9 protein-coding genes and 1 riboswitch are annotated in these 12,696 nt (G+C 62.7%); all 9 genes read right to left on the bottom strand.

All coding sequences use genetic code 11. From position 1 onward, the window contains the following. Positions 1-20 precede the first annotated feature (20 nt). Complete coding sequence (locus E0502_RS08905) at positions 21-1,982, bottom strand: heme-binding protein (protein ID WP_240048982.1); 1,962 nt, start codon at positions 1,980-1,982, stop codon at positions 21-23. Between the two features lie 28 nt (positions 1,983-2,010). Further along, positions 2,011-3,405 (bottom strand): multiheme c-type cytochrome, encoded by a 1,395-nt coding sequence (locus tag E0502_RS08900; protein WP_137677671.1) that lies wholly within the window; start codon positions 3,403-3,405, stop codon positions 2,011-2,013. A gap of 265 nt (positions 3,406-3,670) precedes the next feature. Beyond that, positions 3,671-4,399, bottom strand: a complete 729-nt coding sequence (locus E0502_RS08895; RefSeq protein WP_137677670.1) for a hypothetical protein — start codon at positions 4,397-4,399, stop codon at positions 3,671-3,673. Further along, the gene (locus E0502_RS08890; RefSeq protein ID WP_240048981.1) at positions 4,386-6,473 is read right to left on the bottom strand and encodes an adenylate/guanylate cyclase domain-containing protein; all 2,088 of its coding nucleotides are present in this window, start codon (positions 6,471-6,473) and stop codon (positions 4,386-4,388) included. The genes E0502_RS08895 and E0502_RS08890 overlap by 14 nt, the downstream gene beginning before the upstream one ends. A gap of 109 nt (positions 6,474-6,582) precedes the next feature. Then, a complete protein-coding gene (gene gcvPB, locus E0502_RS08885; protein WP_137677669.1) occupies positions 6,583-8,169 on the bottom strand; it encodes an aminomethyl-transferring glycine dehydrogenase subunit GcvPB in 1,587 nt (528 codons plus the stop codon). Then, positions 8,166-9,533: an aminomethyl-transferring glycine dehydrogenase subunit GcvPA gene (gene gcvPA / locus E0502_RS08880; protein ID WP_137677668.1), complete on the bottom strand. Its 1,368-nt coding sequence runs from the start codon at positions 9,531-9,533 to the stop codon at positions 8,166-8,168. Before gcvPA ends, gcvPB begins: the two co-directional genes overlap by 4 nt. A gap of 391 nt (positions 9,534-9,924) precedes the next feature. Next, on the bottom strand, positions 9,925-10,296 hold the full coding sequence (gene gcvH / locus E0502_RS08875; protein WP_137677667.1) for a glycine cleavage system protein GcvH: 372 nt from the start codon (positions 10,294-10,296) through the stop codon (positions 9,925-9,927). Between the two features lie 4 nt (positions 10,297-10,300). Next, positions 10,301-11,446 (bottom strand): glycine cleavage system aminomethyltransferase GcvT, encoded by a 1,146-nt coding sequence (gene gcvT / locus E0502_RS08870; protein WP_137677666.1) that lies wholly within the window; start codon positions 11,444-11,446, stop codon positions 10,301-10,303. Between the two features lie 152 nt (positions 11,447-11,598). Next, positions 11,599-11,697, bottom strand: a riboswitch (glycine riboswitch). 73 nt (positions 11,698-11,770) lie between these two features. After that, complete coding sequence (locus E0502_RS08865; protein ID WP_161593745.1) at positions 11,771-12,646, bottom strand: sulfite exporter TauE/SafE family protein; 876 nt, start codon at positions 12,644-12,646, stop codon at positions 11,771-11,773. Positions 12,647-12,696: the final 50 nt, after the last annotated feature.

Here is a 12,696-nt window from a genome sequence, read left to right as displayed (position 1 = left end):
AAGATCAGCGCCGTCGCCATCTAAAGCCCCTCGCAGACATTCTGCTCGGCGGTATCGAGGAACGGCGCAAACGGGCAGCTGACATAACGCAGCCGGACCTGACGGTTGCCCACCGGGACAAGAATTCTGTCAGCACGGATCGCAGGATCGGCATTGCCGATACCGCCGATGCGAAGGCCCGCGTTGTGCGTTCCGAGGAAGCTGACCATGTCGTCCTGGTCGATCCCGTCACCGGACACTCCGATGCCGCCGACCAGTGTGTTGCCCCGGTAAACCGGCACGGACCCGGGGAAGATCTGGATACCATTGGCGATCCGGGGCAGCCCGGCAGGGGATGCCGGCAGGCCAGTGCAGCCGACTGCGGTGTCTGCGCTGCCGCCATTGGAAACGATAAAGTTCAGATGTTCGACGATATTGCCTGCGATCAGATCGGATTGCAGCCCGACGGCAAACGGACTGAACTGCGCGCTCCGTTCGACCGATAGCGGTCCGGGAGGCCGCCCAACTTCACCGTCCGGGAAGTAGGGCCGCGACAGATTACCGCCGGACCGGTCGGCAAAAGCAAACGCGCCGGTCAGCGCATTGGGATCGTTTAGGAAAGTGCGAACCCGCTGGACATAAGGGGCGGAAGCCGGGCTAGCGAGCAATTGCTGCGCTGCGGTCTGGCTTGAAAACAGCGTTGCCGTGCGAGCCTTTTGCAAGGATACATCGGTGCCGAAGATCGGCCCGTCCGGCGATCGTACAATGCCGAGGATTTCACCATTGGTATCGACCAGACTGATGGTGGCTTGCATCCTGCTGTCGAGCGGACGGCGAATTTGCGCGCGGGAACGCGACAGCACTGTAAAGGCTTCCTCCAGCAACGCTCTCGCTTCGGCTGCGGTCAGCGGCTGGCCCACATTTGCCCCGTCGGTCCCGCCGCGAATGGGGTAACGCCCCGCGCCCGCACCGTTGCTCAGCACATAGGCATCGGGCAGAGCGAATTCTCCAGCGGTTGAACGGCGGATGCCCGAAGCCTCTGTCCCGTAGGCCGTACCCGCCCGGATCACACCGTCGGTGTATCCGGTTACCGCGACTACCGCGCCCGCCGGTCCGTTGACCGCGCCAAAACTGGTCTGGAGCGCTGAGAGGTCACTCACCGTCATGTCACTGAACCGCAGCGTCGTGCCGTCGACCGTTATCCGGTCAGCAAGTATGGAAATGGGCGGAGCCATCCCCTGAATCCCCGCCAGTGCGATTGCTTCTTCATCGTCGACGTCAATATCGAGGATATTGGGATCGGCGCCGTAATCCCCGTCACCGGAAACGCCGATCCCGCCAACGACCACTCCGTTCTTGTAGATCGGAAATCCGCCCGGATCGGCTGACAGGCCGAGCGGCGAACGTTTCGGACCGATGAACGCGCCAGACCCGGCTGCTCCGGTGAAGCGTGCGCTGAGGTCGGAACAGGGGAGCTGACTGAACTGGACACCGAACAGCGGCCCGCTCTCAAGCCCGACGGTGCTGGGTGCCGGCGGAAAATGCTCCTGCACGATCTGGCTGGCCGTCCGGCTGGAAAAGGCATTGCCCCCGCTGGAAAGATAAGCGCCTGTGATCGCTTTGGCGATGGCCGCAGTGGTCGACGGGACGACAGCACCCTGCAGGCCGATTTCATTGCCCGCGGTCGCCGTACCGCCAATCGTCTCCCGGCTGACCGTGGTGGTTCCGGGCGCTCCGTTCATGGCGAACACTGCAAGCACGTTTCCGACCCTGTCGGTCACGGCGATGGTCGAAGGAAGCCCCCTCGCCTGCGCTTCGCCAATTGCCTGCGCGAGGATTTGCTGCACCTCACCCACGGAAAGCGATTCAATCGCCGGATCCGCGAAAAGGCGGCCCGCAGGTGGCGGTGTCGGGGTCGGGGTCGGCCCGCCGCCGATCGGATTGCTATTGCCCCCGCCTCCGCCGCCGCAGCCCGAAAGCGCCAGCGACATGGCCGCAGTCATGCACGAGAAGTTCCCCCCGCGCCGCATCTTACCGCAACCTGCCGATCGCATTGGTCGCGCGGCCCAGTGCAGCGCGGAACTGAGCGGGCTTGAAACCCTCCGGGCTGCGGACAGCGGCATAGGCAACGTTGATGTCGCCTCTGATGCTGGCCGCCGCGCCAACGGTGATCCGCCCTTCGCGGACCAGCGCGTTCAGCAAGGTATCGACCGCCATTACCGCCTGTGCCGAACCCGAATAATCGGTGAAACGCGGCGCCGTTGCGGTGTTCGAGATCGTCTGGATCACAGTGAAAGCATCGTTGCCGGAATAGGACCGCCCGGCAAGCGCGCCGGACAGGGCAGCCGCCTCTCCGCGCAGCCGCTGTGCTGCGCTGGCAGCCTCTGCCCGGCCCTGGCCCATTGCGCGGTGGAAATCCTTGCTTGCGGCATCGAATGCGGACGCACGGCTTGGCGCAAGCGAACGGGCAACCGATGACAGCATGATAATATTCTCATCGTTGAACGGCGCCTGGCCAAACGGGATCGGCCGCCCGGGATTCGTCTCGAAAGTCAGCCGCCGCTGCGGCCCGTCGGTGATTTCGCGGTGGCAGCTGTGGCAGTCGTAGAAATAGTACTGCGGGAAAATGCCTTTCGTCCCGAAGTCAGGCCGCGCGAAAAGATCGGTCGCCCGCGCCACCGCCTCGGCTTGCCCGACGGCCCAGAGACGCACACTGTCAGTACGCGGCTTGCCGCGAAGGCCTGTGTAATCGGCATCTTCATCATGGTGCTGCTGAAGGGCGGAGAAAAGGTCGAGCTCGAACGACACGCGCGGGTGGCCCGCAGCCATCATCGCATGCGTCACGAACTGGCCCGTGTCCTTGCTGCCATAATGGCAATCGAGGCAAACGCCCGCACGAACCTGCGGATTGGTCAGCCGCTTCAGGCCGCGCGCTACATTGCTTTCATGGGTTACCTGCCCCCGCGCCCCGTCGCTCAGCACATAATGCGATGCCAGCCAGCCCGACGCGGGGCCGTGGCAGCTCTCGCACCCTACCCCGTCGGTGATCTGGTAACGCGGTCCCTTGGCCACGCCCGGCTCGTAAGTGGTGTGGCAGCCGAGGCAGTCGGAATCCTTGTAATTCCCCGCATTCTTCAGACTGGTGATAATCTGGCGACCGCGCGGGCTGGACAGCACCGCATAGGCCCGGCTGTGCGCACCGCTGGCGGCTGACGGTTCTTGCCAGGTGGCGATCTCGTCTTGCCGGACAGCTTCGCCATTGCCTTCTGCACGGCCATGACAGGTCGAACCGGCACAGGTCGCAACGCCTTCGATTCGCGCGCCGCTCGATTGTGCGTCCGCGCTCGATCCACCGCCCGCAAGCAGGGTGAGCCCTGTCAGCGCAGACAGGGCGCCGATAACAATGGATTTTCCCCCAAATCGCATCACGATCCGATCCCCCCTGCTGCGCAGACTAGGCAATCGGCGCAAGGCCGCAAGGGGCTTGTCGAGAAAAGAGGTGAAGCGAAGTTGTGCCCGGCGGACAAACCAAGCGCGCAATCGGTAAAATATCCGCAGTCCACTTCCGCACGCCTCCCCTCAGCCCCGATCCCCGGTGGCTGGATACTCACTTTACCTGCGCCGCCTTGTGACGTGTCGGCAGGTCCGTGCGACCCGGATTGGCTGGAGCGCTTCGCGGCTCCGGAATAGCCTATACCATCTTGTCTGCGAGCAGGTCCAACTGTGCGTCGCAACCGTTTGCGATCAGCTGTTCTGCCATCGCTTCCGGCAGCTGCGCGGGCTCTGCAATCACCTTGAAAGTGACCGTCCGCGCATCGCCGCTCGGTCCGGTGATGACGTAATTTGTATCTTCAGCGAGTTCCATGCGCCCGGCATCCCAGTCCGCCAGCCACTGGTCTTTCTCGAATGCGACATGCAGGTGTTCGGTGCTGGTGCTGCTTGCGATCATATAGGTCGCGGCCTGATCGCCGCCCGGGCGATACAGCTGGATTGCCGAGAGACTTGGCACGCACACGGCGCCCGACTTGGTGACATCGACATCCCACAGCTTCGGGCTGACTGATCCGCCGCCAGCCCCCCCTGCACCCGTGCGGAGCGCCCCGGTTGTCACGCGCGCAGTCGAGCGTTGACGGGTCAGCGCAGCATAGGCTGAGCGCCGGCTCGTGCCGCGCGCTGCCACCCGGTGCGTACCGGGTCCGCTGATGGTTCGGGTCCCGCCATTGGCGAGGATTGTCAGCGTATCCCCTCTCTCCAAGGTTACCGTGCCGGAGTCGGCCAGCTTTTTGCCGCGCGGATATTTTGCAGCCGACGGTCCGCTCGATTTCACGACCACCCCGGCCTGCGCCGCACCAGCCATGGCCAGCGCTGCGGCGCCTGTCGCCAGGGCCAGTGATTTGCTTAGTGATTTACCCGAGAACATAAGTGTTTTCCTCGCTGAGATTGCGCATCCGGTGCAGCAAATTAGCCAATGCCGCGTCGTTCGGATGCCGTGCAACGACTGTCTCTACCAGATTGATCGCCTCGGTATTGTTCTTTTCCGACAAAATCATGGCTTGATGGAGCACTTTGCGGTCTTCGTCCGGGAAATCCGGTGCCGGCTCCATGATGTCGACCGGGCGCGCACGGCCGCGCAGGACGACGCGGCCCATCGGTCGCCACCAGTCCAGCCCTGACCGTTCGGCAAACTCGCGGCTCGCCATGACACTGGATTCAAGCGCCTTGTTGGCTGCTTCCAGCCTCGCCGCCGTATTCATGCTGTCGCCCAGTGCGGTGTACTGGATACGCGTCTCGCCGCCGAAGTTGCCGACCACCGCATCGCCATAATGCAGACCGACGCGGGTCTTGCCGATCTTGGGCAGGTTCGGGTCCATCTTGGCGACTTCTTCACGGAATCGCTCGCCCGCCTGCCAGATGGCATAGCCGGCCTTGGCGGCGCGCATGGCGTCATCCTCTTTTGCGATCGGGGCGCCCCAAAAAGCGACCACCGCATCGCCGACGAACTTGTCGATCACGCCGCCATGGTCGAGCACCACTTGGCTGAGCATTTCAAGATAACGGTTGAGCAGCTTGGCAACCATCTCCGGCGAGACCGCGTGGCTCATTTTGGTGAAACCCTCGAGGTCGGAGAAGAGGACATAGATCGCCTTCTTTTCCCCATGCAGCGCAAGCAGCTTGGGATTGTCGATGATCTCCTGCGCCATTTCGCGCGGCAGATATTTGCCCAATGCGCCTTGCGCGAAATTACGCTGCACCGCGCCCGCTGCGCGCGCCGCCGAAGTGATCGCCGTGAACGCTACGATCCACCCGGCAAGCCAGCCCACTGCGGGCAGCCCATAGGTATCGACCCCGCGAAAATGCATCAGGAACGGGATACCCGTCATCACCGCGAACTGCACCCCGAGCAGCACGTAGATCCGCCAGCTGCCCCATTCGAGCAGCCCGGTCAGCACTGCCATGGTCACGAACAAGATGGCGAAAATCCACAAGGTAACCGGCAGCGGCTTGGCCAGCGCTGCGCGGTCGAGCATTTGAGCCATCATCTCGGCATGGACCTGGAGACCCGGCGGCTCTTTGCCGGTAAACTCGCTCAACGTCGTGGTCTTCCGGTCGACATCGACTAGATCGCCGCCAATGAGGATGTATTTGTCTTCGAAGGCCGGGCGCATCTCGTCCTGAACCTCTGGGATCGACAAGAATTCCTCGTCGGTCAGGTTGCGAATTTCGATCATCGGGAACAGGCTTTCCCCGATCGCGTCCTGCCCGCCTTCGACAAAATCGTTTTGCCCGCTGCGAGCGGACAGCCGATAGCGGATCGCACCGGTGTAGCCGGGCAGAATCTTGTCCCCATCACCGCCGGCCTGCAACATCGAACGGACCATCGTCATCGGCAGGCGCGGGTCCGGCTCGGGGAATAGCCGAACCACTCCCAGTTCATTATTGAGCTGGATGCTTTGCGAAGTCGCTTTGCTACCTTTCAAACGCTCGTGAAACGCATCCAGATATTGCTGCTGGTCCCACTTGATGTCGCCTTCATTCGCCTCTTGAAGCACATAGGCAACCGAGACCGGTGTCTTCATGTTGCGCAGCGTTTCAATCAGTTCATCATCTTCTGCCTGAGGCTGATCGAACAGAATATCGATCCCGATCGCCTTCGCGCCGAAATTGTCCAGATTCCGCAGTGCTGCGGCGAGCATTCCCCGATCGAGCGGTTGCCGCTTTTCCGCAGCAATCAGCGTCTGCTCGTCATAGACCACCATAACGATACGATCGTCCTGCTCGACCGCGGTTTGGGCAGCGGTGTAGTATGCGCGGAAATCGTGCAGGCCGGCTTCTGCTTGCGCAACGATCGGAACCGACCAGCCGAACCGCGCAACGGTCAGCGCAATCAGGACAAGCAGGATCGTCAGCCCGAGCCGGCGCGGACCGGCTTCGCGGACATTGCGCCACCCGCGAAGGATGAAGCTTCCCTTGTCTATGCCGACTTCATCGCTCAAATCCGCCCTCCCCCGCGGAGTTTGCGCGCCCCGTTTTATCTTTTTCTTGCTGTGCGTTGTGGCGGAAGAGGGGCGCGTTTGGCAACCCCGCTTCCGCCCATCACGGGGATCAGCTCAGATTGGGATCATTCCACGCGAGCACCGGCTTGCGCGCGGCTTGCGTTTCATCGAGCCTGCGGCGCGGTGCATAATAGGGCGCCTGCTTCAGCGCGTCATCGCCCGCTTTCGCCCGTTCAGCCACATTGCGGAATGCCGTGATGAACTGGTCGAGCGAATGCTTGCTTTCGGTTTCGGTCGGCTCAACCAGCATCGCGCCGTGAACCACCAGCGGGAAATAGACCGTCATCGGGTGATAGCCCTCGTCGATCAGCCCCTTGGCCAGATCGAGCGTCGACAAGCCGCCGCCAAATTCCGCATCGGAGAACAGTGCTTCGTGCATGCACGGACCGCTCGGACCGAATGGCGCATCGAGCAGGTCTTCCAGGCTGCGCAGGATGTAGTTGGCGTTGAGAACCGCATCCTCCGCCACTTGCGCCAGCCCGTCTGCCCCATGGCTGAGGATATAGGTCAGCGCGCGGGTGAACATGCCCATCTGGCCGTGAAACGCGGTCATCCGGCCGAATGCCTGTGTGTGGTCGAATTCGGCGGCGTTCTCTTCCTCCACCAGATGGACCACACCGTCCTTGGTCTTCGCCGTGAAGGGCAGCGGGCCGAAGGGTGCCAGCGCTTCCGACAGCACCACCGGACCCGAACCCGGGCCGCCGCCGCCATGCGGGGTGGAGAATGTCTTGTGCAGATTGATGTGCATCGCATCGACGCCCAGATCGCCGGGGCGCACCTTGCCGACGATGGCGTTGAAATTCGCCCCGTCGCAATAGACATAGCCGCCCGCCGCATGGACCGCGTCGGAGATCGCCTTCATGTCACGCTCGAACAGGCCGCACGTGTTTGGATTGGTGATCATCACGGCTGCCACATCGGGGCCCAGCCGCGCCTTCAGCGCCGCCAGATCGACCCGCCCATCCTTGTCCGCAGGAATGTCTTCGGTCTGATAGCCGGCAAAGGCTGCAGTCGCAGGGTTGGTACCATGCGCGCTTTCCGGACACAGCACGACCTTGCGCGCATCGCCGCGCGCTTCCAGCGCCGCACGAATGCACAACATGCCGCACAATTCACCATGCGCGCCCGCCTTGGGGCTCATCGCGACACCGTGCATGCCGGTCAGCTCGATCAGCCAGTGCGCCAGCTCGTTCACGACTTCCAGCGCGCCGCGCACCGTATCGACCGGCTGCAACGGATGGACATCGGCAAAGCCCGGCATCCGCGCGACTTTCTCGTTCAAGCGCGGATTGTGTTTCATGGTGCAGCTGCCAAGCGGGAACAGGCCGAGGTCGATGGCATAGTTCTGGCGGCTGAGTCGCGTATAGTGACGCACCGCCTCGCCTTCCTTCAGCGCGGGCAGGCCGATCGGTTCGCTACGGTCGAAGCCGCCGAGCCGGTTGGATGCATCGCTGCGCGGATCGGGCAGGTCGACTCCGGTTTCGTCCATGTGGCCGATTTCGAACAGCAACGGCTCTTCCAGCATCAGCGCGCGGTTGCCGGTCGCGGTAACAGGCCCATCGGAACCATTCGCGTGCATGCCGTCGCCGGATGCGTTCATTTCGGGCTTCCAGCCGGATTTGTTGGGCGCGCTCATGACAGCACCTCCTCAAGTGCAGAGGCCAGGGCGTCGATGTCCTCCTCCGTCGTGGTTTCAGTGACCGCGACCAGCAGCGCACCGTCGAGGCCATCGCTGTTCGGATAGAGCCTGCCGAGCGACACGCCGCCCAGAATGCCCCTGTCCGCCAGTGTGCGCACCACTTCGCGCGCGTCGCGGGCCAGTGTCACTGTGAACTCGTTGAAGAAACTGTCATTCAGCACAGCGATGCCCGGCACCTTCGCAAGCCGGTCGGCGGCATGACAGGCAAGGCGATGGTTCTCCGCAGCAAGCCTGCGAATGCCCTTTTCGCCAAGCAGCGTCATATGGACATTGAACGCCAGCGCGCACAGCCCGCTGTTGGTGCAGATGTTGGAGGTCGCCTTCTCGCGCCGGATATGCTGCTCGCGGGTGGAGAGCGTCAGCACAAACCCGCGTTTGTCCTCCGCATCCCGGGTCTCGCCGCACAGGCGGCCCGGCATCATGCGCACATGCTTTTCGTCGCGCACCGCAAACAGGCCGAGATAGGGGCCGCCGAATTGCAGGCCGACGCCGATCGACTGACCTTCACCGACCACAATGTCTGCACCCAGTTCACCGGGCGACTGGATCGCGCCGAGCGCCACCGGTTCGGTGTTCACCGCAATCAGCAAGGCGCCCTTCTCGTGCGCCGCCTCGGCTATCTTGGCCAAGTCGGGAATACGGCCGAGAATATCGGGATACTGGACGACGACACAGCTGGTGTTTTCGTCAATCCGCGCGATCAAACCGTCATTGTCGGGCTGCGGCTGCAGCGCGAGCGGCGCATCGGCGATCTCGTCCTCAGTGAATTTGGCCATGGTCCGCACGACTTCGGCATAATGAGGGTGGAGCGCGCCGGAGAGGACCACTTTGCGCTTCTTGCCGCGCGCCACGCGCCCTGCCATCGCCACCGCTTCCCAGCATGCGGTCGAGCCGTCGTACATCGACGCGTTGGCCACCGCGCAGCCATAAAGCCGCGCAACCTGCGTCTGGAATTCGAACAGCATTTGCAGCGTGCCCTGCGCGATTTCCGGCTGGTAGGGCGTGTAGGCGGTCAGAAACTCGCCGCGCTGGATGATATGATCGACAGAGGCCGGAACATGGTGCCGATAGGCCCCCGCCCCGATAAAGAACGGCGCATCGGCCGCCGCGAGGTTTTTCTTCGACAGCCGCCGCATATGCTTCTCGACCGCCATCTCGCTGGCGTGCATCGGCAGGCCTTCGATCGGGCCGGACAGCCGCGCCTCTTCGGGCACATCGACAAACAGGTCATCGATCGTGGAAGCACCGACTTTTGCGAGCATCTCGCCACGGTCGGTATCGGTCAGGGGTAGGTAGCGCATTATCTCAAAATCTCGATTGGAGTGAACTCATTTGCTCGATCAGCGGTGGCTACAATATAACCCTCCCCGCTATCATAGATGCTTGGCTTTCCTATCGACCCACGAATAACGACTCTTGTACCGCTCAGTCGGCGGACTTTCGCTTCAATCGGCGTGCCCCCTCCTAGTGAAACACTAGTTCCATCGCCGCCTCGGCGCTCGGAGTGCAGATGACATTCAGTGGATCGGCATTTTCGCGAAATGTAGCCGCTAACGGTTACAACCTGCCCTTCTGCATTTCGGTCGTCGATCAATCTTCGCAGTTCAGCGACCGAAAGCACGTCACTTGACGGCAATTCGACGGAAGTGCAGCCCGCTAGCAAGGCAATTGCGGTCATCGAGCGCAAAAACATCAGAGTGAATCGCAAAAGCTCTTGTAACTCTTGTCGTCCATCAGCCCTTCGAGCTGGCTCTTGTCGCCGATGGTCATCTTGAAGAACCAGCCGTCTTCCTCTGGGCTGGTGTTGACCAGTGCAGGGTCGTCTTCGAGCGAGCCATTGGCTTCCATCACTTCACCGCTGATCGGGGCGTAGACGTCGCTCGCCGCCTTGACGCTTTCAACCACTGCCGCATCGCCGCCCTTTTCCAGCATGGTGCCGGTGTCGGGCAATTCGACGAACACGATGTCGCCCAGCTGTTCCTGCGCATAATCGGTGATGCCGACCGTGGCGCTATCGCCTTCGACATCGATCCACTCATGCTCATCGGTAAAGTAACGGGCCATCCTCTCAACTCCCTCGGTAGTAATTGTGCGGTACGAACGGCATCGGCACGACCGTGGCCGGCAGACGCTTTTTTCTGACTTCGATTTCGAGCGCGGCGCCTGTCGCGGCGTGCTCCGCGGCGAGATATGCGACAGCGATCGGGTAGCCGAGTGATGGCGAGAAACCGCCACTGGTGATAACACCGACTTTTTCATCGCCTGAAAACACTTCAGCCCCTTCGCGCGCGGGCATGCGGCCTTCCACCTTGAGACCGGCCCACTTGCGCGCAGTGCCATCCACGATCTCGCGGGTGATCCGGTCTGCGCCGGGGAAGCCGCCTTCCGTCCGGCGGCGCTTGTTGATGCCGAAAATCAAACCGGCCTCGATCGGGCTGGTGTCTGGCGAAAGGTCATGCCCGTAGAGCGGCAGCCCGGCTTCAAGCCGCAGGCTGTCCCGCGCGCCGAGGCCGATTGGCTGCACCTCAGGTTCGCCGCACAGGAGCGTGGCGATCTCTTCCGCCGCTTCGCCGGGCAGTGATATCTCGAACCCGTCCTCGCCAGTGTAACCTGCCCGCGCGATGGTCACATCGTGTCCGGCGATCGTAAACTTGCCAAACCGCATGAAGGTGAGGTCGGGCAATTCGTGCTCGCCCTTGGCGTGGCGCGCCAGTGCATCTGCCGCCTTGGGGCCCTGCAACGCCAAGAGCGCGCGATCTTCCAGGTGATTGAGCGTAATCTCGTCAGGCAAATGCTCGCGCAGATGGCCGATATCGTCCCATTTCGTCGCTCCGTTCACCACAAGATAGAGATGCTCCGGCCAGCGCGAAACCATCAGGTCATCTAGCACGCCGCCATTCTCGTCGAGCAGCAACGAATAGCGTTGGCGGCCCGGCTTCAGCGTTGAAAGATCGATTGGCAGGACAGCCTCGACCGCAGCATCCAGATCCGGGCCGGACAACAGCAACTGCCCCATATGGCTGACATCGAACAGGCCCGCACTGGTCCGCGTCCATTCATGCTCGGCCACGATGCCGCCATGCTCACCCGCATACTGGATCGGCATTTCGTAGCCGGCAAACGGAACCATGCGCGCGCCCTGCGCGCGGTGCCACGCGTCGAGCGGGAGCACACCCGGTTCCACGATGTCGTCTTCGGTTTCGGTATCGCTCATTCTCAATCCCTGACAGACGCGCGGCGCTTCGGAGCGAAGCACCGTTTCACGCGCCCCCTCTGTCAGGAAGACCTGAGAGCTTGACCCGCGAATGAGCGGGCTTACCCCTTCGGTGGCCCGTGCCGAAACAAGGACGCTTTCCAGAGTGTCAAAACGGGCGAGCGGTCCCGTGTGCCTGAGAGTTTCCGGGGCGGTTGCTCCTTCGGCGTCGCGCCGCTTTCCGCGAACACGAACTCTCCCGCTCGTCCGCCTGCAGAATCGCTCCTGCAGAAGACGCCATCGCCCTGCGCGATTCGCAAGGAATGGTCAATCGGGCAATGCGCCTCACCCCCAATTGAGCCACAGCAGGTATAACGCGGAGACGACGATCCACATCCCGCCAGCTGTCTTGAGCTTGCGCGGACCCAGCCACAGCGCAATCGGCCGCCCGAGGAACGCGCCGAGCAGCGCGCCCGGTGCGGCCAGCAGCACAGCCTCCCACTGCACCGTCCCATGCTCCACATGCCAGACAAGCCCGGCGATGCAGCTCACCGCCGAGATGACACATGCCGTGCCGACGCACAGCACCATCGGGTAGTGCCGCAGGAACAGGTAAAACGCGACCAGCTCGCCGATACCGACCGAAAACAGGGCGGTGATTGCGCCGCCCGGGATGGCAATGAACGCCAGCATGGCGAGATCCGCCGGCGCAAGGTTGGGCCGCTCCGCAATTGTCCGGTTGAAAGTCCATGTCGCAGCTATCAGCGCAAGACCCAGCACAATCGAAAAGCTCTTGTAGCCAAGCAGGACAGCATCGCCGTCAAACGGGACCATTCGCTGGGTGGCCAGCATCGCGGGCAGCGACAGGGCGAGAACCAGACCGCACACGGCCCAGTAATCTCGGAGCTGCGTGCCCGCTTCGAGCGGCGCAGGTGCATGCTGGTGATACAGCCGATCAGTCCAGCGGAGCGCGCCCAGGGTCATGCCGAATGCCTGGATGCCCATGGAAACCGCCACCACACGGAGCGGATCGAGCGCCATGACCCCCAGATCGCGCATGGCGTTGAACACCGGCACGAATACCACTCCGCCACCTGTACCGCTGGCGTTGGCGATGATTGCGCCCACGACGCCGACACCGGGGAGAAACCAGAGCGCGTCTAGCAGCGCATCGTCGGTTCCCACCCCGAACCACAGAGCGCAATAAGCGGTCAGCAACATCGCCCCGCCCCAAATGGTCAGCCGCGAGCTATGCCGAAGAGTCGGCTGGA

Origin of the sequence: Parerythrobacter lutipelagi, from assembly GCF_005434975.1 — a bacterium.
GTDB classification, from domain to species: Bacteria; Pseudomonadota; Alphaproteobacteria; order Sphingomonadales; family Sphingomonadaceae; genus Parerythrobacter_A; species Parerythrobacter_A lutipelagi.
Note: the sequence above shows the minus strand (reverse complement) of the source record. Positions and strands in the feature narration are given on the sequence as shown.

Excerpts from the sequence above, each read along its gene's own strand:
- E0502_RS08865 (WP_161593745.1), bottom strand. The coding sequence starts at position 12,646 with ATGTTGCTGACCGCTTATTGCGCTCTGTGGTTCGGGGTGGGAACCGAC.
- E0502_RS08895 (WP_137677670.1), bottom strand. The coding sequence starts at position 4,399 with ATGTTCTCGGGTAAATCACTAAGCAAATCACTGGCCCTGGCGACAGGC.
- gcvH (WP_137677667.1), bottom strand. The coding sequence starts at position 10,296 with ATGGCCCGTTACTTTACCGATGAGCATGAGTGGATCGATGTCGAAGGC.
- gcvPA (WP_137677668.1), bottom strand. The coding sequence starts at position 9,533 with ATGCGCTACCTACCCCTGACCGATACCGACCGTGGCGAGATGCTCGCA.
- gcvPB (WP_137677669.1), bottom strand. The coding sequence starts at position 8,169 with ATGAGCGCGCCCAACAAATCCGGCTGGAAGCCCGAAATGAACGCATCC.
- gcvT (WP_137677666.1), bottom strand. The coding sequence starts at position 11,446 with ATGAGCGATACCGAAACCGAAGACGACATCGTGGAACCGGGTGTGCTC.
- E0502_RS08900 (WP_137677671.1), bottom strand. The coding sequence starts at position 3,405 with ATGCGATTTGGGGGAAAATCCATTGTTATCGGCGCCCTGTCTGCGCTG.
- E0502_RS08905 (WP_240048982.1), bottom strand. The coding sequence starts at position 1,982 with ATGACTGCGGCCATGTCGCTGGCGCTTTCGGGCTGCGGCGGCGGAGGC.